The sequence below is a fragment of the Ruegeria sp. A5 genome (genome assembly GCF_056543005.1).
The window spans coordinates 818,496-840,097 of record NZ_JBQGAV010000001.1 but is presented as its reverse complement, the minus strand read 5'-3'; the positions used below and the strand labels follow the sequence as shown (position 1 = coordinate 840,097).

The following is a 21,602-nucleotide window of genomic DNA, read 5'->3' as shown; positions in this document are numbered from 1 at the left end:
TAGCCTTTCGTGTTTTGACCCTGCGCGGAGGCGACACTATATAGGCGTCATCGCGAGTAAAAGGCAGTAACGTGATCCGGTTCATTCTTTCGTTTTTCGGGGCGATTTTCAGCCTCGTGACCTTGGGTATTTTTATGGCCGCGCTGGTCGTTGGCGCGGTGTTCTGGATGTATGGCCGAGACCTGCCCAGTCATGAATCATTGGCACAATACAAACCACCGACGATCAGCCGGATTTACTCGGGTGAGGGCCAGCTGATCGACGAATTTGCGCAGGAGCGCCGCCTGTTTACGCCGTCCGAGGAAATTCCCGATCTGGTAAAACAGGCCTTTATCTCGGCGGAAGATAAAAACTTCTATACTCATCAGGGTTATGACCCGCGTGGGATCATTGCTGCCGGGGTCGAGGCAGTGCGCACTAAAGGCGAAACCGTTCGTGGTGCGTCAACCATCACGCAGCAGGTGATGAAGAACTTCCTTTTGTCCGGTGATCGCCGGGCCGAGCGCAAGATCAAGGAAATTATCCTCGCCACCCGGCTTGAGGATACCTTGGACAAGGAACAGATCCTCGAGTTGTATATGAACGAGATCTTTTTGGGCCAGAACTCTTATGGTGTGACCGCTGCTGCGCAGACCTATTTCAACAAAACTCTGCAGGAACTGGCCCCGCATGAAGCCGCGATGCTGGCGGCGATGCCCAAGGCACCATCGGACTACCATCCTGTGCGGCAGAAAGAACGTTTGCTGAACCGCCGCAACTATGTGCTGCGCGAGATGCAGCAGAACGGCTATATCGATCAGGCCACCTATGAGACCGAAGTCGAGATGCCTTTGCGTTCGGTTCAGAACGGGGATTTTGAAAGCTTCCGCACTGCACTGCCGCCGCGTGACTATTTCACCGACGAAATCCGTCGCCAGTTGAGCGAGGATTTTGGCGAGGGTGAGTTCTTCACTGGCGGTTTCACCGTACGCGCCTCGGTGGATGAGGAAATGCAGGTCGAAGCGGCGAAAGCCCTGCGCACGGCGCTGCAGAAATACGACCGCTCTCGTGGGCGGTGGCGCGGCACAGGCGAGGTCATCGCCGAGGAGAAGCTGGCGGATGAAGCACAGTGGCGCGAGGCGCTGGCGATCATGGAAATCCCCCGCGACGTGGTGCTGCCGACGCAGTGGTATCCTGCCGTTGTTCTGAACGTGGCCGACCAATCCCTGACCGTCGGGATCGAAGATGGCCCAGCAGATGGCACCGTCCCGCGCGAAGACATCAAATGGATGCAGGGCAACTTCCAGGACAATTTCAAACGCGGCGATGTCATTCTGGTAATGGCTGGCGAAGAGGGGCAGTGGTCTGCCCGTCAGGTGCCAGAAGTGCAGGGCGGCTTTGTCGCGATGGACGTGAATTCGGGCCGTGTTCTGGCGATGCAGGGTGGGTTCTCGTATCAGGACACGGTGTTCAACCGCGCCACTCAGGCGCAGCGCCAGCCCGGGTCCAGCTTCAAGCCATTCGTTTATGCCGCTGCTCTGGATAGCGGATACAGCCCCGCGACGATCGTTGTGGATGCGCCGATCGAGGTGAATACACCGCAGGGCCTGTGGCGTCCCAAAAACTCGACGAACAAGTTTTATGGTCCGACCCCGTTGCGTACCGGGATCGAACAGTCGCGGAACCTGATGACCATCCGTCTGGCGCAAGAAGTCACCATGCCCGTTGTTGCGGGCTATGCCGAGCGGTTTGGCGTCTATGATCGGATGGGGGCGTTCCTTGCGAACTCGCTGGGGTCAGAAGAGACGACGCTGTATAAGATGGTTGCTGCTTATGCGATGTTCGCCAATGGTGGTGAACGGGTCGAACCAACGTTGGTCGACCGTATTCAGGACCGGTTCGGCAAGACCATCTATCGCCATGACGATCGCCAGTGCGTCGATTGTAACTCTAGCTGGCTTGAGCCTGATGAGTCGCCCACGATCCTCACCGATCGCAGCCAGGTCATGGATGCCATCACCGCCTACCAGTTGACGTCGATGATGAAGGGCGTGGTTGATCGCGGCACTGCATCACGTGTTGTGAACCTGCCCGTGCCCACAGCGGGCAAGACCGGCACCACGAACGAATCCAAGGATGCGTGGTTCATCGGTTTCACCTCAAATATCGTGGCCGGTTGCTACATCGGTTATGACCGCCCGCGCCCGATGGGCCGGGGGGCCTACGGCGGCACCTTGTGCGGTCCTGTGTTCCAAAGCTTTATGGAAAAAGCAGTCGAGAAATACGGCGGTGGCCCGTTCGAGGTGCCTCCGGGTGGCCATTTCATCAAGATTGACCGTTTCAGCGGCGCGCGCCTGCCAGAAGACGCGAGTGGAGAATATGTGGTCGCCGAGTATTTCCGTGATGGCGTGGATGGTTTTATCGATCGCGTCTATGACGGTGGCTTCGCGATGGGATCTGACCTACCGTTGTTTGAAGAGGCAAGTTCGGGCCGTCAGGTGACCACCTCAACCGGGGATACGATCACGGTTGGCCCCAATGCCAGCCAGGGCGATCTGCAGGGCGGCGGGCTTTACTGATCCGCCCAAGTTTCCCGGCTCAGTCGTCTTGTGGTGCCTTGCACCTCTTGCTATCACGCACACCTGATTGAGCAAGTTGGGATCTGACCATGCGCGCCGAAACCCAGAATATTGTGGCGGAAATCGAAAAGTCGCTGGAGCTGCTGGCGCAGCGCATGGACTATGAAACAGCGCCGCACCGGTTGGAGGAATTCAACGCGCGTGTTGAAGATCCGAACCTGTGGGACAATCCTGAGAACGCGCAGAAATTGATGCGCGAACGGCAGTTGCTGGTCGACGCCATCGAGACCTACGAATCCATCAAGACTGATCTCAGCGACAATATTGAGCTGATCGAATTGGGCGAGATGGAAGAGGACGAAGAGGTCGTGACCGACGCCGAAGAAGCGATCAAAAAGCTGCAGACCAAGGCCGCAAAGAAAGAGCTTGAGGCGCTGCTTGATGGCGAGGCGGACGGCAATGATACCTTCCTTGAGATCAACTCGGGCGCGGGCGGTACGGAAAGCTGCGACTGGGCCTCGATGCTGGCGCGGATGTATGTCCGCTGGGCCGAGAAAAAAGGCTATACGGTCGAACTGCAATCCGAGACAGCGGGGGAAGAGGCGGGGATCAAGTCCGCCGCCTACAAGATCACTGGCCACAACGCCTATGGCTGGCTTAAATCGGAAAGTGGCGTGCACCGTTTGGTGCGTATCTCTCCGTTCGACTCGGCGGCCAAGCGGCATACCTCGTTCAGTTCGGTCTGGGTTTATCCTGTGGTGGACGACAATATCGAGATCGAGGTGAACCCATCGGATATCCGCGTTGATACCTACCGGTCCTCGGGCGCGGGTGGTCAGCACGTGAACACGACGGACTCGGCGGTTCGGATTACGCATATTCCGACCGGAATCGTAGTCACCAGTTCCGAGAAATCGCAGCACCAGAACCGCGATATTGCCATGAAAGCGCTGAAATCACGGCTGTACCAGCAAGAGCTGGATCGCAGAAACGCCGAGATCAACGCCGCCCACGAAGCCAAGGGTGATGCGGGCTGGGGCAACCAGATCCGGTCTTATGTGCTGCAGCCCTATCAGATGGTCAAAGACTTGCGGACCAATCATGAAACATCCGACACCAAAGGTGTGCTGGATGGCGATCTGGATGGTTTCATGGCGGCGACACTGGCCCTGAATGTCTCGGGCAAAAGCCGGTCCGAGGCACAGGGCGAGGGCTAATTGCGGCAGTCCCTGACCTCGGCTGTGAACCTGATCAAGGGCCACTGGCAATTGATCGCAATTGTCGCGTTGGTGTTTGTGTTCTGGAACACGATGCTGGTGCTTCCGTTGAAAATCCTGGTTGTGTTCCTGCATGAGCTTTCGCATGCCGGTGCCATTATCCTGACCGGTGGTTCGGTTGAAAGTTTCTCGGTCTCTCCACAACAAGGTGGTCTGGTTATTGGCCGAGGAGGCAATCGGTTTGTCAGTCTGTCAGCGGGATATCTTGGGTCCTTGATGCTTGGGATGGGCCTGCTGATGATCGCCCTGCGCACCAATGCCGATCGGGCTGCGCTTGGTCTCTTTGGGGGAGTCATGCTGATTATTGCGCTCCTGTATATCCGGGAACCGTTTGCCATGGCGTTCAGCGCGGGCTGTGGAGCGGTGATGCTGGCCACCGCGTGGTTCCTGAACCGCAACCTGTGTGATCTGATTCTACGGGTCATCGGGCTGACCAGCATGATCTACGTTCCGTTTGACATTTTCGATGACACGATCCGACGCGCGGGATTGCGATCAGATGCATATATGCTGGCTGAAGAATTCGGCGGAACCACCATGATGTGGGGCGGGTTGTGGCTGGTGCTTAGTCTGGTGATGATCGTCTTTGGTCTGAAGAATGTGCTGGGCCGCAATAGCAATGTGCGGATCGACCTCAGGATCAGATGATGCGCGCTCTTGCGCCGCTCTTCTTCGCGAAATTCTAAAAAGATACATTTAAACAGTGGCTTTAAATGGTCCGAGCACGTCGCTAGGCTGATGACGAGCAGCCAAAGGACCAACCCGCATGGATTTGACCAGAGCATCCGCGACGGACATTCTTGACGCCTTGTCCCGCCGACAGCTTTCAGCTGCAGAACTGATGCGCGCGACGCTGGATCGGATCGCCCAGGTGAACGGTGAGGTAAACGCGATTGTCGCGCTGCGGGATGAATACGCTTTGATGGCCGAGGCGCGGGCGGCGGATGCCGCGTCACCTCGCGGCGCGCTGCACGGGTTGCCGATAGCGGTGAAAGATCTGGCAAATGTGGCAGGGATCACTTCGACGCAGGGTTCGCCATTGTTCAAGGATCATGTGCCGCAAACTGACGATCTGCTGGCCGCCCGGCTAAGGGCTGCTGGGGCAATTCTGATCGGTAAGACCAACACGCCGGAATTCGGACTGGGTTCGCACACCTTCAATCCTGTCTATGGTGCAACACGCAACCCTTATGATCCCACGAAAACCTGTGGAGGTTCGTCGGGCGGTGCAGCAGTGGCGTTGGCGACTGGAATGCTGGCGCTGGCAGACGGCTCGGACATGATGGGCAGCCTGCGCAACCCGGCCGCATGGAACAACGTATACGGGTTCAGGCCAAGTTGGGGGCGCGTTCCGTCTGAGCCAGTTGGGGACGGTTATCTGCATCAGCTTTCAACTCTGGGGCCTATGGCGCGCAGCCCTGAAGACATCGGGCTATTGCTTGACGTCATATCCGGCCCCGATCCAAGGATGCCATTAAGCACAGAGGTCGAGCGCGTGTCGCCCGTTCAAGCGGCTGATCTGACAGGGATGCGCATAGGCTGGTTGGGCGACTGGGGCGGGGCGTTTCCGTGCGAAGAGGGTATCCTCGCGCTATGCCGCGATGCGTTGCACGTTTTCGAAGAACGCGGTGCGCGAGTTGAGGCGCTTGCACCCCCGTTTGACGCGGACCTGATCTGGGACAGTTGGATTACTCTGCGCTCCTGGTCAGTGGCCGCAGGGTTGGAGCCTTTGGCCAAGAAGAAATCATCACTCAAAGACACCGCGCAATGGGAGTTGGAGCGCGGCCTGGCGCTCAGCGCGATGGATGTGCACCGGGCCAGTGTGAACCGGTCTGACTGGCACAAGCGGGCGTTGGAGCTTTTCGAAGACTATGACGCCTTGGTGTTGCCCGCAGCGCAGGTCTGGCCGTTCGAGCTCGAAACGCCGTACCCAACCGAAATCAAGGGGCAGGGGATGGATACCTACCATCGCTGGATGCAGGTCGTGACACCCGTCAGCCTTTTGGGGTTGCCCTGTCTGGGTGCGCCTGTCGGTTTTGGAGCACAAGGGCTGCCGATGGGAATGCAGCTGTTCGGTCCGCGTGGTGCAGATGCGCGGATCTTGTCGATTGGGGCGGCATATCATTCTGCAACGCTTTGGCCTCAGAAACGACCCGCCATGTAGAACAACCGCCCGGGAGGAGAAAACAAGAATGGACAAACCCTTTGGTGTGCCGACGCTGAAACCCGTTGATACCGCGATGCTGAAAGAAGCGTTACGCCGAGCTTGGCAGGATTATCGCCGCGCTCCGCTTTTCGGACTTCTGTTCGCAGGCTTCTACGTGCTGGCCGGGTGGCTGATGGCGTGGGTCACGCTGCAGACGGGAACGTCGTTCTGGCTGGTTTTGGCCGCGATCGGCTTTCCCCTGATCGGGCCGTTTGCTGCCGTGGGATTATATGAGGTCTCGCACCGGCTGGAACAGGGAGAGCCGTTGAATCCCGGTGCGATCTTCGGCGTGGTCATACAGCAAAGCCGAAGGCAACTGCCGTCGATCTGCGCCATTATCGTGGTGATCTTTCTGTTCTGGTTCTTTCTGGGCCACATGATCTTTGCCCTGTTCATGGGGCTGTCGACGATGACCAATATTTCAACATCATTTGAGGTGTTCCTGACCCCGAATGGGCTGAGCATGTTGGTACTGGGCACACTGGTCGGGGCCGTATTTGCAATCATTCTGTACATGATCACCGTGCTGTCGATTCCTATGCTGCTGGATCGTGAGCTGGATTTTGTGACCGCGATGATCACCAGCTTTGCCTATGTCAAAGCGAACATGGGTGTGATGCTGGCGTGGGGGGCCTTCATCGCGATCATCACTTTTTTGGCGATGATCCCTTGGTTCCTGGGCCTGTTTATCGTCCTGCCTTTGCTGGGGCATGCCAGCTGGCATCTTTATCGCTTGATCTTGGACAACGATCCCTCCGGGGCTGCTCAGCCGACACCCTCTTAAATCTGTCCGTTTAAGTCAGGCCCTGATGAATTGTGCGCCTTTCGGGCCGATTGCAGTGCTGCGGACAAATCATGCCCAAGGTGATGCAGCGTAAGCCGTCTTACATCGGATCCACTGCCACCGGCCAACCGATACACATAACCCGACCATTCCTGAGGTGCCCATTCAGGCGGAAGGTTCAGAACCATCATTCTGCAATCCTGTGCGCCGGGCCGGGACATCAATGCGCAGATTTGTCCGCCGATGTGAGAAACGATGCCCTGAACCTCACGCATGGGCGCGGAGCATTTCGGCATATGCGACAAGGGTTCATAGCTGCGCAGCAAGGTGCAATGCCGAATGCGGCGCATAAACAGTAGCCGGTGAAGTGTTGGTTCGCGTCGGTTTGGTGAGGCCTCAGCGGCGTGATAAAATCCGGTCGCCATAGTTTTTTCTGACCCGGTGACGAGAAATCGATCGATGATTTCTGATGCGGGATGAGCGGCGACCGGTTCTATTTCATCCAAAGGTTTCAGCAGGATACGCGCGTCGATATCGAAGAATCGACACATCCGGTCCAGCACATCCGGCCTGGGAAAACTTTCACCTGACAGATAGCGATTAAACTGAGTTCGATTGATACCCAATTGGCGGCAAAGCTCTGAAACCGACCGATAACTGTTTGCGAGCTGCCTGAGGTTGGCTCCGAACATGCTGCGCAATTCTGCGGGGCTGCGGTTGATGTCGGTCACTTCTGTCCCAGATTTCCGTTTGTATCTTCAGCAAAAACAGGTCTGCGGCGGCACAGCGGCCGCGCAGTATTCAGAAATCGTAAAGTTGACCCCAACGGGCGCTGCAAAGCGCCGCGCTACGCGTCACAGGCTAGTCTGATGATAAGCAAAATCAATAGGCTTTCAGCCTATTTGCATGATCTTTTTCATGCTGTTGCTCATATTTGATGAACGCATTAAGCCTTTTTGAGGTTAGCAGGGCACAATGGCCAAGCAGGCCGCTGCCCTGAGAATGAATTCAGTCCCAGGGCGGAAATGGGGCTTAGTCACCGCGCAACAGGGCTGCAACTCCGGTACGGGCGATTTCAATCAAGCCAAGAGGGCGCATCAGATCGGCAAAGGCATCGATCTTGTCCGGTGCACCGGTGATCTCGAAGATGAACGAATTCAGCGTACTATCGACGACATTGGCCCGGAAAATGTCGGCCAGTCGCAGGGCTTCGACCCGTTTGTCGCCTTCACCCACAACCTTTATGATCGCCAACTCGCGCTCGACCGAAGCACCTTCGACTGTCAGATCATGCACGTCACGGACCGACACGATGCGTCCAAGCTGCGCCTTGATCTGCTCAATCACTTGCGGGGTGCCGGTGGTGACGATGGTAATTCGGCTGAGATGCCCGGTGTGGTCAACCTCAGCAACCGTTAGACTTTCAATATTATAGCCACGACCCGAGAACAGACCAATTACGCGGGCCAGAACCCCCGGTTCGTTTTCAACCAGCACCGCGATCGTGTGTTGTTCCTGCACGTCCGAGAATGTCGGGCGTAGGTTATATGCAGAATGGCGGGTGGAGCCTTTGACGATGTTTAGCGGAGTCATTGATAGACCTCATCTTGGAAATAAGTTTCTTCGGGCTTTCGTAGCGCAGAGATCAGCGCTTGGAGGCAAACTACGCAAGCCAGTATTAGGATCGGGGCAAACACGAGGCGCAAAGACAATATCTCGGTCATCTTGAAAAGCACCATATGTGTTGCTGGTCCTATACCGATCCACATTGCGGCGGCCAGTACCAGACGCCATGGAGAAGTTGTCAGGACGCCAGCTCGAAGCAGGAACAGTGCAACGATTGCAAGCAGCCCAGATTCATAGAACCAGAAGTACGGTGTAGACATGGAAATACCTAGAAAGAGCACCGCTACCCGCAAGTCAAAACCTACTCTTGGGCTGCGCCATGCAACGAAGACTGCAATTCCAGACAACACTGTCAGAGTCCATTGCATCGCAAGCGCGAGCGTTTCTGGCACACCGATGCTGGCCAACAAGGAATAAGGGCTAAGCATCAGCGTATTGAGATGGATGGATTCTCGTATCTCTTCAAAGTGGACGCCCATCATGTTGCGCATTTCGGTCCAATATTCGACGCCAACGACCAGGGTGGCCAGAACGGACAAGACCACCGTCGTGACCGTTGCTGATATGATCGTTTTCCACGCACCGCTTGCCAAAAGCGCAAGCGGTATGAGCAGGCCGAGTTGGGGTTTAAGCGTCAGCAATCCAATAAAGATCCCTGCCAGCACGAAGCGGTCGTTCTTTAGCGCCGTTAGTGCGGCCAGAAGGCCTGCTGCCCAAAGGGTTGTGGTCTGCCCCATATACAAGTTTGGCAACATGGCGGGGGAGAGTGCAAAAGCAAACCAAACCGGTACAATTCCGCAGGAAAACGGTCGCACAACAAGAAGCATTGCGACAATTGAGATCGCCGTGAAAATTGCCCAAGCAGGAGAAAACGACAATGCCCCGAGTGGTTGGAGTGCGACAAGGAATGAGGGAGGATAAGACCAAGGCATCCAATCGTCTTCCTTGGACGCTTCGTGTATTTCCGACAATCTGTCGATATCAAATGCCGCAAGCGGTTCGCCTAAATGCGCGAGGTGACCTGCAGCCCAGAACACCTTGAAATCAACGGATAACGCCATTTTTCCTTGATCAACAACGGCATACCAGCCTGTGCCGACCCAGAACAATATCAACGCTAGAACGAAGAGTGGTACCATGAGCCCCACTTGCCAACCGCGACGGCCGGCGAATATCGACAAATTCTCTTCCGGGCTCGAAGCTCTGGCTGAGAACTGACTGCTGAGATCACACATGATCTAACCCTTTTTCATGTCACGTGCGGTGACCTTAGCTCCGGCATTTGACCTAGATGTGGCAAAGCGGTGCTCAAACAAGCACAGCTCCACCAGCTTGGATAACACCTTGCGTTTCGGCTTCGCCCAGCAGCATCTCATTGTGGGCCTTGCCCGATGGGATCATCGGGAAGCAATTCTCGTGCTTTTCGACCACGCAGTCGAAGATGACCGGACCGTCGTAATTGATCATCTCCATGATCGCGTCGTCCAGATCAGCTGGGTCGGAACAAAGAATACCCTTTGCGCCGAAAGCTTCTGCGAGTTTAACGAAATCTGGCAGGGCCTCGGACCACGAATGCGAATAGCGTTCGCCGTGCAGCAGCTCTTGCCATTGGCGCACCATTCCAAGCCGCTCGTTATTCAGAATGAATTGTTTCACGGGCAGCCGGTACTGCGCGGCCGTGCCCATTTCTTGCATGTTCATCAGCCACGAGGCCTCACCAGCGACGTTGATGACCAGCGCATCGGGATGTGCCATTTGCACACCGATTGAGGCGGGGAAACCATAGCCCATGGTGCCCAGCCCGCCTGATGTCATCCAGCGGTTGGGGTCCTCAAAGCCCAAGTATTGCGCCGCCCACATCTGGTGTTGCCCAACCTCGGTCGTGACATAGCGGTCATATTTCTTCGTCAGCTCTTCAAGCCGTTGCAGCGCGTATTGCGGCTTGATGGTCTTCTCGCTGTTTGTGAAGGCAAGGCAGTTGACCTTGCGCCATTCGTTGATCTGGTCCTGCCACTGTTTGACATTCGCCGCGTCGGTTTTGCGTCCGCGGGCTTTCCAGACCTTCAGAATATCCTCAAGCACATGGGCAACGTCGCCGACAATCGGGATATCCACTCGGATCACCTTGTTGATCGAAGACGGATCGATATCCACATGCGCCTTGATCGAATTCGGCGAGAACGCATCAATCCGGCCAGTGATGCGGTCGTCAAACCGAGCACCGATATTGATCATCAAATCGCAGCCGTGCATGGCCATGTTGGCCTCGTACAGCCCGTGCATTCCCAGCATACCGATCCAGTTCTCACCTGAGGCTGGATAAGCCCCAAGCCCCATCAGAGTCGACGTAACTGGAAAACCCGTTGAGTCCACCAGCTCGCGCAGCAACTGGCTGGCTGCTGGGCCAGAGTTGATAACGCCACCGCCCGTGTAGAAAACCGGTTTCTTCGCGTTTTCCATGGCCGCGACCAATTCCGTGATCTCTTCCAGATCGCCCTTCACAACGGGCTGATAATGTGATGTCGACGGCTTGGGGCCGCTATAGTCACCCGTGGCAAACTGAACGTCCTTGGGGATGTCGACCAGAACCGGGCCGGGGCGGCCCGAAGTCGCAACATGGAAGGCCTCGTGCAGGGTGCCCGACAACGAGTCGGTGTCCTTGACCAGCCAATTGTGCTTGGTGCAAGGACGTGTGATCCCAACGGTGTCGGCCTCTTGAAAGGCGTCCGAACCGATCATGAATGTGGGCACTTGTCCGGTCAGGACGATGATCGGGATGGAATCCATCAGCGCATCGGTCAGGCCGGTGACTGCGTTGGTGGCGCCGGGCCCCGAGGTCACAAGCGCAACACCAGGTTTGCCGGTTGAACGTGCATAGCCTTCGGCTGCGTGAACCGCACCTTGTTCATGCCGTACCAGAATGTGACGAATGTCGTTCTGCAGAAAGATCTCATCATAGATCGGTAGGACGGCGCCACCGGGGTATCCAAATACCGTGTCCACACCCTGATCCTTGAGGGCCTGAACCACCATCTTTGCGCCGGTCATCTCACGTGTCATCTGCTTTGCTCCGTTCGCGACATGTGTCTTGCGTGTTGCCAAAAAAAAGCCCCCGAGATTTTCGGAGGCGCATGGGTTCGATTATGGTTTACCGTTACCGGCCCATGCGCGTGTTTCCTACGATTACGACTAGCGCTTTCATCGCCAGAGGCTCCTTCTTTGCGTGCAGGGACATTATGGTTGAGGGGAAGGGGCGTCAACAGGCAAATACAAAAATATTGTAAGTCTGGGCTTGTGGGATTCGATATTTTGTTGCGCAAAATGACGCAGGTCGAGAAATATCCGCGAAAATTCGCCGCAAATTGGTGGGCGATCGGGTGATCAACAGTGGTCTGATTGCGTCAGGCCCATGTCTGAAACAGACCAGAGCAGCGCCCGATGCTGAGGCAGGCTGGTGAAAACAGCGCTAAATCGGGAGGTCAGACATGCTGCACGATCTTGTGGATCTGGGGCGCTATCCGATCGATCGGCCTGATTCATACGGGTACAGGCAGCTGATCGCGGACCTGAGGCGGGACCTGGAAGTTGATGGATGCGCGGTCCTCCCCGGCTTTGTGCACGAAGATGGCCTTGGGAAAATGATCGCTGAGGCCGATCACGTCGCTCCCAAAGCCCATCGATCGTTCAATCGCACGAATGCCTATTTTACGCAGGATGATCCCAGTTACGGGATCGGTCATCCAATCCGACGTTTTTATGACCGATCAAACGCCTTTGTTCCGGCTGACAACTTCCCTGTCACAAGCCCGCTGCGGCGTATTTATCAGTATGAAGGTTTCATGCCTTTCATCCGCATGGCTTTGAACGAGCCGGAGGATCGGTTCTTCCGATATGATGACCCGTTGGCGGATGTGATCATCAATGTGGTCGAGAAGGGAGGCGGCTTTCCGTGGCATTTTGACACCAATAATTACACCGTGACGCTGGCAATCCAGAATGGCGAGGAGGGCGGTGCATTCGAATACGCACCCAATCTGCGGACCAGTGAAGACGAGAATTTCAAAGGCGTCGCTGCGATTTTGGATGGCAGCAGGAGGGGCGTACACCAACTGGAACTGCAACCGGGCGACCTGCAGATATTCAAGGGGCGCTATGCCTTGCACCGGGTAGCGCCGGTTGAAGGACAACGGAAACGCTATGTTGGTATCTTTTCGTTTGTCGAAACCGAAGGCATGTGTGGTGGGGTGGAGCGGACCCGTCAACTCTATGGCCGTGTGCTGCCGCATCATTATGAGCGTGAAGGGTTGCGGGGTGATCAACTGCTTGACTGATTTGTGCTAGTCTCGGGCCCGAGGTTGGAAGAAGGCTGTTTTGATGCAGATATTACAACTTACACCATTTGTCCTTTGTTCTTCTTTGGACGCGCAGATTGAGTTCTACACTCAGCGGCTTGGGTTTTCCTGCACATTCAGGCAGGACAATTATGCCTTTTTGCGCCGTGATCCTGTGGCGATCCGATTATTGGAATGTCCACCGCGTCAGGATGGGCGCGCATTGGGGGATGAGCAGTCGTTCTATGTTGACGTCAAAGGAATCGACAGCCTGTTCGAAAGCCTGCGCCCCGGGTTGGAGGAACTGCCTGAAGGGCGGGTGCGCCCGCCATTCGATCAGCCCTATCAGCAGCGCGAATTTCATGTCCTCGATGAAGACGGGACTTTGGTGTTCTTTGGTGAAGATATCAGTGAACGCGGCAGCGGGTAGTGCTCCCGCCCGACTTCAATGTGCCGTTGGCACATCTCCTTCGGTTGGGCCGGGCAGCGCGTTTCGCGCTGCGGTCATAGCCCGGGGCTGGTGCCCTGCAGGACGCCATGCTCCAGGGCATAGCGGGTCAAGCCGGCGGTGGAGGAGATGCCAAGTTTGCGCTTGATGTTCTTGCGATGCGTCTCAACTGTGCGCACCGAAATGTCCAGCGCCAGTGCCACCTCTTTGTTGGATTTACCCTGCGCCAATTCCAGCAGGATTGTCTGTTCCCGGCCGGTCAGCGCCTCGCGCGTGTTGCCGGCCTTGGGCTCCAGCGAGCCGCTGGCCCCGGTACAAAGATACCGCTCGCCCCGCATCACTGCATCGATGGCTTGCTTGATCTCTTCGGTGGGAACGTCCTTGAGGATATAGCCTTTGGCGCCGTGGCTGAGCGCGGTTGAGATGTATTCGGGACTGTCATGCATCGACAGGATCAGAACGCGGGTTTTGGGCAGGCGCTCTAAAATGATCTCGGTGGCGTTCAACCCGCTCAGGCCGGGCATGTTGAGATCCATCAGGATCACGTCCGGCTGCAGGTGGGTTGCTCGATCGACAGCTTCTTGTCCGTTGGAAAGTGTGCCGACAACTTCGATCTCATCATAGCTTTCCAGCAGAGACTGAATGCCTTCGGCGACCATGGGATGATCGTCGACAATAAGGACTCGGATGATTGAGTCGGACATCAGATACCGGCCTTTCGTTTTGGCGTTGGGTCTTCCTGTGGTGGCAGCATATGACTGAGCGGCAAGCTGACCTCAATCACGGTGCCGCTGCGCCCGCCGCGCGATGAGAGGATGCGTAAAGTGCCGTCAAGCTGTTCGATCCGTTCCTGCATGTTGCGTAGCCCGATCCCGGTGCTGACATGGCCTGGTTCGTTCCGCAACCCGCGACCATTGTCTGTAATCCGCATCGTGGCGCCTTTCTTGTGACCCCGCAGGTCAATGGTAACACGGGTTGCTCCCGAGTGGCGCTCGATATTGGTCAGGGCTTCCTGCGCAATACGGTAGAGGGCGATCTTGCTGTCTTGATCCAATCGGTTTCGGAACACCACGGTCGAGAAATCGGTTTCAATCCCCGTGCGTTCACTGAAATCGTCGGTCAAAGCCTTGAGCGCTGGCCCAAGCCCAAGATCATCCAGAACACCAGGACGCAGGTCGCGGCTGATGCGGCGAACCTCGGTGATGGCGGTGGCCAGATTGTCGATACCTGTTTGCAATGGTTCCTGCGCCGACTCGTCATCCCCGCGGATCAGACGTCGTCGGGCGTTGTCCAGTGCATAGCGTACGCCAACCAGAATCTGGCTGATGCCGTCATGCAATTCGCGGGCGACGCGCCCGCGCTCTTCTTCCTGAGCGTCCAATACCCGCTGTGTCAGTTCCTTAAGCTTGGCATCAGCCAGCCGCCGTTCGCGGAAGTTCAGCAACATGCCCGAGGCAAAGACGATCAGAACAGCGGCCAGAACAATGCCTCCGATATAAAGGAATGTGCGCTGCACGCGCGCCTCAACCTCAGCACGGGCATTGGCGACGGTGGCGACGATGTCATCGATGAACACACCCGTGCCCACCACCCAGCGCCAGTCCTGCAGGCCAACAACATAGGCGATCATCTGAGCCTCTTCACCGGTCGATGGTTTTTGCCACATAAAGCTGTGCCAGCCCGCGCCCTGTCGGGCGAGCGTGATAAACTCATCCACAATCGGGGTGCCATCGCTGTCGGTCAGATCGGCCCAGTTGCGATTGATGAATTCAGTCTGGCGCGGGCTGACGAGGTTGTTGCCGTCATAGTCATAGACAAAGAAGAACCCGTCCTTGCCGTAAATCATCGCCGACAGAATCTGGGTCACGAGGTTTTTTGCGATTTCGTCATCCGGGGAGGCGCGACCGTAAATATAGGCAAACCCATTCCGCGCCTGGGTCACGTAATTACGCAGCTCTTCTTTTTTGGCTTCGATCAGGCGGCGCTCGAGGGCCTGTATCTCACTCTCGGCGGTCGCGCGGGATTCATAAGCGACCACCATTGCAATGGCCGCAACCGCTGCGATCAGCGGGATTGCGGCAACCAGCGACAGTTTTTGCGCATAGGTTAGCGAGATTAGGTTCCGGATTCCTCCCATGTTCGAATCGATACGCAAGCTGCCGGGAAATTGCAAAAAATTTGGAAGAACACAGTGCTCGGCCACAGTGATTTGGGCGTGAGCGGGTAAAATCAACCGGATTTGTGCTTTTGAATGTGGAAAAACCCGACTGGCTACGTAGTAGTAGGTATTCACATTCATGTGTGTGGAACTAGGCTAACGCGCACTAGAAACGATCGACCCGGCATCACCCGGGGAATGAATATGAAGGGGAGGATCACTCATATGGATCGTCGTAAGTTTCTGAAAACATCAGCACTGGGCGGCTCGGCCGCTGCAGCCACCACGCTGGCAGCGCCCGCCTATGCGCAAGGCAAGCGCACGCTGACTATGGTCACCTCGTGGGGCCGTGGCCTCGCAGGTGTGTTCGACAGCGCGCAACGTTGCGCCGACAGCATTACCACAATGTCGGATGGCGACCTGAACGTTGAAATCAAAGCCGCTGGTGAACTGGTTGGTGCCTTTGAGGTGTTTGACGCGGTATCGTCCGGTCAGGCCGATATGTACCACGCGGCAGACTACTACTTTGTGGGTCAGCACCCGGGCTATGCGTTCTTCACCGCTGTTCCATTTGGCATGACCGCGCAGGAACTGGTGAACTGGTACTACCATGCCGGCGGCATGGAGCTGCATGATGAGCTGGGCGAAATCTTCGGCCTGAAATCCTTCCTGGCCGGTAACACTGGCGCGCAGGCAGGTGGCTGGTACTCGAAAGAGATCAACAGCCCCGAAGACTTTAATGGCCTGAAATTCCGTATGCCGGGTCTGGGTGGCAAGGCGCTGGGCAAACTGGGCGCATCCGTTCAGAACATTCCGGGTTCGGAAGTGTATCAGGCGCTGTCGTCCGGTGCTATTGACGGAACCGAGTGGATCGGTCCCTGGGCTGATGAAAAAGCGGGCTTCCAGGAAATCACCAAAACCTACTACACCGCGGGCTTCCACGAGCCGGGTGCGGGTCTGTCGCTGGCCACCAACCGCGAGGTTTATGACAGCCTGTCCGCCGCGCAGCAGAAGATCATCGAGATCGCAGCTGCCGAGTGCCACCAGTGGAACCTGGCACAATTCCTGGCCAACAACGGTGCAGCGCTGCAGCGTCTGCAGGCCGGTGGTGTCAAAGTCATGGAATTCCCGGACAGCGTTTGGGACGCGTTTGGCGCAGCCAGCCAGGAAGTTCTGGATGAAAACATGGGTGATGAGCTGTTCAAGCGCATTCACGACAGCGCTATGGAGTCGATGGCAGCATCGTCGGCATGGAACAACCTGTCGTCGGGTGTCTACACCTCGCAGCGTGACCGCGTACGCGGCTAAGCAATCCGCTCAATGCAATCGGTTCCCCCGTCAGCGGGGGAGCCTTTCCTGTTGCACATAAGCGGCCCGGACATGCCGTCATAACCAAACGTGCAACCGATGCGACCTGGGGACAACATGCAGGACGAAAACGGTATCTCGTTCTTCGGCGCCCTGTGGAATGGACTGGTCTGGTTCATTCAGAACATTGCCGAAGCCTTCTATAATTTCGGATACGCCATCACGCATCCGCAGCTCTGGCTGGACTGGTCGAACAAAGAAGCAATCATGCGCTTTGTTTATTATGGCGGGTCTGTCGAGTTCTTCTTCGTGATCTTCGCGCTGTTTCTAGTGCTGACGGCCATTGGTCTTTACTATCGGAACTTCATGTGGGGAATGGTGCGCGGGCTCGAGGGCTTCGCCAATACCACTGGCCGCTTCTTTGCGTGGGCGGGATTGCTGATGGTAATTCAGCAGATCGTTATCGTATTCATGCAGCGGGTGTTCACACGGCCGGATATGTCCTTTGGGCTGGGTATCCCTTTTCAAATGGATATCAGTTGGTTCGCCGAAGAACTTAAACTCTACAACGCCATGGTTGTGTGCCTTTGCTGCACCTACACATTCGTGCAGGGCGGCCATGTGCGCGTTGACTTGATTTATGCGGGCATCAGTCACAAGGCCAAACGCGTCGTTGATATGTGCGGGGCGGTTCTGTTCATGATGCCCATGGCCGTTCTGACCTGGATGTATGGATGGTACTTCATGTGGCGGCACCTGATCGTGCCGAAACCCTCGGCCAGTGACACGCTGGATAGGCTTGTGGCCAAGTCCCGAGCGCTGCGTTGGAACGTGGAAACCATCGGGTTTAGTCCCAACGGGTTCAACGCCTACTTCCTGTTCAAAATCCTGCTGGTGGCCTTTGCCGCCATGGTGTTCCTGCACGCGATTGCGTTCCTGTATCGCTCGTATCTGGAATACGTGGAAGGGCCGGAAAGTGAAGGAAAATACCTCGACAAGGACAGCCTTGGCGAGGGTGAAGAAGCCTACGAAGGCGCGCATTAGGGACGGAGAACCAGACAATGCTATTCGGACTTGATGGCGTCGAGATAGGCCTCATTATCGTATTTTTCTGCCTCTTCGGAGGCATTCTTTCGGGTTTCCCCGTGGCCTTTGCCATCGGTGGGGCCGGGGTGATTTCCTTCGGGATTATCGCTGCATTGGATAGTGCCGGCCTGTTGATCCACCAGGCGATCGACACCGGTTCGCAAGCCTACCGCGAAGTGGTGAATTCTGGCGTCAAACCTGACGTGATATCCGTGTTCCGATACCCGGATTTGCCAAGGATCGCCGAGCCGGTCTTTGTACAAGGCTGGGAAACCGCGCTGGACCGGAATGTTTCCTTCATCGTGAACCGCATGAACGAACGTGTTCTGGCCGGGCAGTCGATCGAGACGCTGCTGGCGGTGCTGATGTTCGTTCTGATGGGCATCACGCTGGAGCGTTCAAAAATTGCAAACGACCTGCTGACCACGATGGCGCGCGTCTTTGGCCCGCTGCCCGGTGGCCTTGCGGTCTCGATTGTGGTCGTGGGCGCGTTCCTTGCTGCCTCGACCGGAATCGTCGGCGCGACCGTTGTTACCATGGGACTGTTGGCCCTGCCGACCATGCTGCGGAACAACTATTCGCCGGAATTGGCGACAGGTGTGATCGCGGCCTCGGGTACGTTGGGGCAGATCATTCCACCCTCCATCGTGATCGTTCTGCTGGGTACACTGGCTGGTGACCTCTATTCGACCGCGCAGGAAACGCGCGCGGTTGAAGCCGGGTGCACCGATGCGCTGACCTATCTGGGCGAACCAGCGGTTGTTTCGGTGGGTACATTGTTCCAGGCGGCGTTGCTGCCTGGGATCATGTTGGCGCTGCTCTATGCGCTCTATGCCTTTGGCTATGCGCTGTTGAACCCGGAAAAGGCCCCGGCTGTTGAATTGTCGGGAGGCTCGGGTGAAACCATCACGCGCTCGGAAGGGCTGACCTGGCTGCTGGGTGCTCCGGTTGCTCTGATTGTTGGCGCGGTGCTTTTGGGAAGCGCGGGAGTGATTGGCAGCCAGAACATCTCGGTCTCGGCATTTACGGATATCGGGCAGGGCGCCTCGCTGCGCACGAACGTGTCCGAAGAGTGTAAGGCTTCGATGATCGAACTGCATGGGCAATCAGCCTGGGATCAGGCCGTGGCCGAGCAGGAAGCGATTGACGAAGCAGGTGGTTCGTCCGAAGCGCAGCGTCTGAGCGAAGAGGAACTGGCTGCTGCGCAAGAGGCCAAGATCGCCGCTGCAGCGCCAATCGGCAACGGCGTCGCCGTTATTGTGGTGCTGTTGGGTCTGACGCTGGTGCTGGGTCGCGGGATTGCACCGTCGCACGCGCCGCAGCCTCTGATCGTCGGAGCGATTGGCCTGTTGCTGATGTTGTTGGTCGACGTGTTGCTGATCGCGCCAACGACTTCGTCCGGGGCTACGTTCCTGATACTCGCCATACCTTTTGCGCTCGCAATGCATGGGTGCAAAGAAGCTGCCGCCCGTTGCGCGACCAATGATCTGATCCGTGTGGTCTTCCCACCGCTGGTGCTGATCATCGCGGTGTTGGGTTCGATCCTTGGCGGTGTCACCAACCCTACGCCGGCTGCGGCACTGGGGGCGGGTGGAGCGATCATGCTAGCGGCCTATCGGAAACTTCAGGATCAGAACCGGTCGGGCAAAGTGATCATCTGGTCAACCTTTGCAGTGATCATCGCACTGGTGATGGGAGTGAACTTTGATCTGCGCATCAATCAGGGCAATGTTTCAGTTGAAAGCTGGATCGCGTTCATCATCGCCTATTCGGCCTACCTCTATGCGCTGTTCGGCTTGATCTACGGCTGCTGGGTGCTGTTCTCAAGCGGGGTTCTGACACCGGTGGTGCGTGAGACAGCGAAGGTGACGTCGATGGTCTTCACCATCCTGATCGGATCGCAACTGCTTAACCTGGTGGTGATTTCCTTTGGTGGAGAGCACTATATCCAGCAGTTCCTGCGCAGCTTTGATAATGAATTCACGGTCTTCCTGATCGTGATGCTGGTGCTGTTCATTCTTGGCTTTGTGCTGGATTTCCTTGAGATCATCTACATTGTGATCCCGATCGTGGGCCCCGTGATCTATGGCGGATCGTTTGATCCGAAATGGGTGACCATCATGGTGGCGGTGAACCTGCAGACCTCGTTCCTGACGCCTCCGTTCGGATTTGCGCTGTTCTATCTCAGGGGTGTTGCGCCGAAAGAGGTCACCACTGGCCACATCTATCGCGGCATCATACCGTTCGTGATCATTCAGGTTGTGGGCATCGCAATCCTGTGGTTCTTCCCGTCGATTGTAACCATCGTTCCTGACCTGATCCCGAACTGATCTGTCGCATAGACTGACGAATACGGAGGCCCATTAGGGCCTCCGTTTGTTTTTCAGGAATTCGGCTGTGGGTGTGTCAGCCTTTCAAACTCCGCTTCAGTGGCATGATCGATTGCAAGGTCTGTGGTCTCGACAAGTCCGGCATTGGGATTGTCGAACGTGGCCTTGTCCAGCTTGCCGACCGTTTGCCCGACAATGGTGGTCACCACCGCATCGCCAGTGACATTCACAACCGTCCGCATCATATCGAGGATCCGGTCGACGGCCAGAATGATGCCGATGCCTTCCAGCGGCATACCCAACTGGTTCAGAACCATCGCCAGCATCACTATCCCCACACCGGGCACACCTGCCGTGCCGATTGAGGCCAGAACCGAGATTGAAATCACGGTCAGATAACCGCTTAGCCCCAGATCAATGCCATAGGCATTAGCCAGAAAAACGGTCGCCACTCCATGCATGATTGCGGTGCCATCCATGTTGATCGTCGCCCCTAGGGGAATACCGAACGACGCCACGGAACGGTCAACGCCGACTCTCTGAGTCACGCATTGTAAGCTGGCCGGAATTGTCGCGTTCGAGCTTGAGGTCGAGAACGCAAACACCTGCGCCGAGCGCATCTTGCGCAGGAATACCCGAGGGCTCAGCCCGGTCGTAAAATACAGCAGCGCCATCAACGTGACACACAGATGGAATACCAGCGTCAGGCTGATCGTGGTCAGATAGCCGATCACCGGTCCGAACAGGCCAAAGCCCTCCATCGCAAAGGTCTTGGCGATCAGGCTGAAGACGCCGATGGGGGCGAAGGCCATGACGATATTGACGATCTTCATCGCCAGTTCATTCATGAACTCGCAGCCTTCCACAAAGGCCTTGGCGCGGCTGCCCATCATTAGCACTGCAATACCAACGACCATTACGTAGAAGATGATCTGCAGCATCTCACCATTGGCCAACGCGTTGATCGGGTTCTTGGGAATGATGTTTGCCAGTATTTCCCAAGTGGTCCGTGGGTTGGCGACGCTTACGCTGTCACCGGCCAGATGCAGGCTCGTGAATCCTGTGCCCGGCGCAATGAGGCCCGCAAAGATCAAGGCAGTTGTCACGGCCAAGGCCGTGGTGGCCAGATAGGTGACGAAGGTCAGCCCTCCGACACGGCCCAGCAATTTAACATCGCCAATGCCGACAACGCCGCACAGCAGTGAGAACACAACCAGCGGCACAACAAGCATCTGAAGTGCATTAAGGAACATTTGCCCAAACATGGACAGCACACCCTGCACAAGTGTTGCGTTGAGCGCAGCGATATCGAGATAGTTCAAGACCAGACCAAAGATCGAGCCCAAGGCGAGCGCGACCAGGATCTGGGTCGTCAGCGTGGCCGAAACCAGTCGGCGTGCGGCATATGTCATTTTCCCCCTCCTTCAGAACCTCTGCGACAGGGTGGGAGGCCTGCCGTAGCGACAATAAAGCCAGCCCGGTCAGCGTCT

At 56.6% G+C, this 21,602-nt stretch carries 17 protein-coding genes; 10 read left to right on the top strand and 7 right to left on the bottom strand.

Annotated elements, in window-relative coordinates:
- Positions 1-71 precede the first annotated feature (71 nt).
- The 5 genes from ACR0AY_RS04240 (at position 72) to ACR0AY_RS04220 (ending at position 6,825) form a co-directional block, all read left to right on the top strand.
- A complete protein-coding gene (locus tag ACR0AY_RS04240; protein WP_170396564.1) occupies positions 72-2,558 on the top strand; it encodes a PBP1A family penicillin-binding protein in 2,487 nt (828 codons plus the stop codon).
- A gap of 89 nt (positions 2,559-2,647) precedes the next feature.
- Positions 2,648-3,775: a peptide chain release factor 2 gene (gene prfB, locus ACR0AY_RS04235; protein WP_170396566.1), complete on the top strand. Its 1,128-nt coding sequence runs from the start codon at positions 2,648-2,650 to the stop codon at positions 3,773-3,775.
- Positions 3,776-4,483 (top strand): M50 family metallopeptidase, encoded by a 708-nt coding sequence (locus tag ACR0AY_RS04230; RefSeq protein ID WP_480453750.1) that lies wholly within the window; start codon positions 3,776-3,778, stop codon positions 4,481-4,483.
- 118 nt (positions 4,484-4,601) lie between these two features.
- Positions 4,602-5,999, top strand: a complete 1,398-nt coding sequence (locus ACR0AY_RS04225) for an amidase (RefSeq protein ID WP_170512975.1) — start codon at positions 4,602-4,604, stop codon at positions 5,997-5,999.
- Between the two features lie 28 nt (positions 6,000-6,027).
- Positions 6,028-6,825 (top strand): DUF2189 domain-containing protein, encoded by a 798-nt coding sequence (locus ACR0AY_RS04220; RefSeq protein WP_170396570.1) that lies wholly within the window; start codon positions 6,028-6,030, stop codon positions 6,823-6,825.
- On the opposite strand, the gene ACR0AY_RS04215 is transcribed toward ACR0AY_RS04220, so the two are convergent.
- From ACR0AY_RS04215 to ACR0AY_RS04200, 4 genes are all read right to left on the bottom strand, one after another.
- Positions 6,822-7,517, bottom strand: a complete 696-nt coding sequence (locus tag ACR0AY_RS04215) for a helix-turn-helix domain-containing protein (RefSeq protein WP_170513057.1) — start codon at positions 7,515-7,517, stop codon at positions 6,822-6,824. The two genes, ACR0AY_RS04220 and ACR0AY_RS04215, sit on opposite strands and share 4 nt — an antisense overlap.
- A gap of 340 nt (positions 7,518-7,857) precedes the next feature.
- On the bottom strand, positions 7,858-8,418 hold the full coding sequence (gene ilvN, locus ACR0AY_RS04210) for an acetolactate synthase small subunit (protein ID WP_170396580.1): 561 nt from the start codon (positions 8,416-8,418) through the stop codon (positions 7,858-7,860).
- On the bottom strand, positions 8,415-9,686 hold the full coding sequence (locus tag ACR0AY_RS04205) for a glycosyltransferase family 87 protein (RefSeq protein WP_480453748.1): 1,272 nt from the start codon (positions 9,684-9,686) through the stop codon (positions 8,415-8,417). Before ACR0AY_RS04205 ends, ilvN begins: the two co-directional genes overlap by 4 nt.
- A 73-nt stretch (positions 9,687-9,759) precedes the next feature.
- Positions 9,760-11,511: an acetolactate synthase 3 large subunit gene (locus ACR0AY_RS04200; RefSeq protein WP_170512979.1), complete on the bottom strand. Its 1,752-nt coding sequence runs from the start codon at positions 11,509-11,511 to the stop codon at positions 9,760-9,762.
- Positions 11,512-11,936: 425 nt separating this feature from the next.
- Between ACR0AY_RS04200 and ACR0AY_RS04195 the strand changes: the two genes are divergently transcribed.
- Both ACR0AY_RS04195 and ACR0AY_RS04190 read left to right on the top strand, forming a co-directional pair.
- On the top strand, positions 11,937-12,782 hold the full coding sequence (locus ACR0AY_RS04195; protein WP_170512981.1) for a HalD/BesD family halogenase: 846 nt from the start codon (positions 11,937-11,939) through the stop codon (positions 12,780-12,782).
- A gap of 43 nt (positions 12,783-12,825) precedes the next feature.
- The gene (locus tag ACR0AY_RS04190; protein ID WP_255612071.1) at positions 12,826-13,212 is read left to right on the top strand and encodes a bleomycin resistance protein; all 387 of its coding nucleotides are present in this window, start codon (positions 12,826-12,828) and stop codon (positions 13,210-13,212) included.
- Between the two features lie 74 nt (positions 13,213-13,286).
- Here the strand turns inward: ACR0AY_RS04190 and ACR0AY_RS04185 are convergent, their stop codons facing one another.
- Together ACR0AY_RS04185 and ACR0AY_RS04180 are read right to left on the bottom strand one after the other, a co-directional pair.
- Entirely contained in the window at positions 13,287-13,934 is a 648-nt protein-coding gene (locus ACR0AY_RS04185; RefSeq protein WP_170512983.1) for a response regulator transcription factor, read from the bottom strand.
- Complete coding sequence (locus ACR0AY_RS04180) at positions 13,934-15,367, bottom strand: cache domain-containing protein (RefSeq protein ID WP_170396592.1); 1,434 nt, start codon at positions 15,365-15,367, stop codon at positions 13,934-13,936. The genes ACR0AY_RS04185 and ACR0AY_RS04180 overlap by 1 nt, the downstream gene beginning before the upstream one ends.
- Before the next feature lie 246 nt (positions 15,368-15,613).
- Here ACR0AY_RS04180 and ACR0AY_RS04175 point away from each other — a divergent pair, with 246 nt between their 5' ends.
- The 3 genes from ACR0AY_RS04175 (at position 15,614) to ACR0AY_RS04165 (ending at position 20,112) form a co-directional block, all read left to right on the top strand.
- Entirely contained in the window at positions 15,614-16,696 is a 1,083-nt protein-coding gene (locus ACR0AY_RS04175) for a TRAP transporter substrate-binding protein (RefSeq protein ID WP_170396967.1), read from the top strand.
- Between the two features lie 117 nt (positions 16,697-16,813).
- A complete protein-coding gene (locus ACR0AY_RS04170) occupies positions 16,814-17,740 on the top strand; it encodes a TRAP transporter small permease subunit (protein WP_170396594.1) in 927 nt (308 codons plus the stop codon).
- 17 nt (positions 17,741-17,757) lie between these two features.
- Positions 17,758-20,112 (top strand): TRAP transporter large permease subunit, encoded by a 2,355-nt coding sequence (locus ACR0AY_RS04165; RefSeq protein WP_170512985.1) that lies wholly within the window; start codon positions 17,758-17,760, stop codon positions 20,110-20,112.
- Positions 20,113-20,165: 53 nt separating this feature from the next.
- On the opposite strand, the gene ACR0AY_RS04160 is transcribed toward ACR0AY_RS04165, so the two are convergent.
- The gene (locus ACR0AY_RS04160; RefSeq protein ID WP_170512987.1) at positions 20,166-21,524 is read right to left on the bottom strand and encodes a dicarboxylate/amino acid:cation symporter; all 1,359 of its coding nucleotides are present in this window, start codon (positions 21,522-21,524) and stop codon (positions 20,166-20,168) included.
- Positions 21,525-21,602 lie beyond the last annotated feature (78 nt).

What these genes read in the sequence shown, in the direction of transcription:
- prfB (WP_170396566.1), top strand. Translation starts at nt 2,648, where the DNA reads ATGCGCGCCGAAACCCAGAATATTGTGGCGGAAATCGAAAAGTCGCTG.
- ACR0AY_RS04225 (WP_170512975.1), top strand. Translation starts at nt 4,602, where the DNA reads ATGGATTTGACCAGAGCATCCGCGACGGACATTCTTGACGCCTTGTCC.
- ACR0AY_RS04220 (WP_170396570.1), top strand. Translation starts at nt 6,028, where the DNA reads ATGGACAAACCCTTTGGTGTGCCGACGCTGAAACCCGTTGATACCGCG.
- ACR0AY_RS04215 (WP_170513057.1), bottom strand. Translation starts at nt 7,517, where the DNA reads ATGTTCGGAGCCAACCTCAGGCAGCTCGCAAACAGTTATCGGTCGGTT.
- ilvN (WP_170396580.1), bottom strand. Translation starts at nt 8,418, where the DNA reads ATGACTCCGCTAAACATCGTCAAAGGCTCCACCCGCCATTCTGCATAT.
- ACR0AY_RS04205 (WP_480453748.1), bottom strand. Translation starts at nt 9,686, where the DNA reads ATGTGTGATCTCAGCAGTCAGTTCTCAGCCAGAGCTTCGAGCCCGGAA.
- ACR0AY_RS04200 (WP_170512979.1), bottom strand. Translation starts at nt 11,511, where the DNA reads ATGACACGTGAGATGACCGGCGCAAAGATGGTGGTTCAGGCCCTCAAG.
- ACR0AY_RS04195 (WP_170512981.1), top strand. Translation starts at nt 11,937, where the DNA reads ATGCTGCACGATCTTGTGGATCTGGGGCGCTATCCGATCGATCGGCCT.
- ACR0AY_RS04190 (WP_255612071.1), top strand. Translation starts at nt 12,826, where the DNA reads ATGCAGATATTACAACTTACACCATTTGTCCTTTGTTCTTCTTTGGAC.
- ACR0AY_RS04185 (WP_170512983.1), bottom strand. Translation starts at nt 13,934, where the DNA reads ATGTCCGACTCAATCATCCGAGTCCTTATTGTCGACGATCATCCCATG.
- ACR0AY_RS04180 (WP_170396592.1), bottom strand. Translation starts at nt 15,367, where the DNA reads ATGGGAGGAATCCGGAACCTAATCTCGCTAACCTATGCGCAAAAACTG.
- ACR0AY_RS04175 (WP_170396967.1), top strand. Translation starts at nt 15,614, where the DNA reads ATGGATCGTCGTAAGTTTCTGAAAACATCAGCACTGGGCGGCTCGGCC.
- ACR0AY_RS04170 (WP_170396594.1), top strand. Translation starts at nt 16,814, where the DNA reads ATGCAGGACGAAAACGGTATCTCGTTCTTCGGCGCCCTGTGGAATGGA.
- ACR0AY_RS04165 (WP_170512985.1), top strand. Translation starts at nt 17,758, where the DNA reads ATGCTATTCGGACTTGATGGCGTCGAGATAGGCCTCATTATCGTATTT.
- ACR0AY_RS04160 (WP_170512987.1), bottom strand. Translation starts at nt 21,524, where the DNA reads ATGACATATGCCGCACGCCGACTGGTTTCGGCCACGCTGACGACCCAG.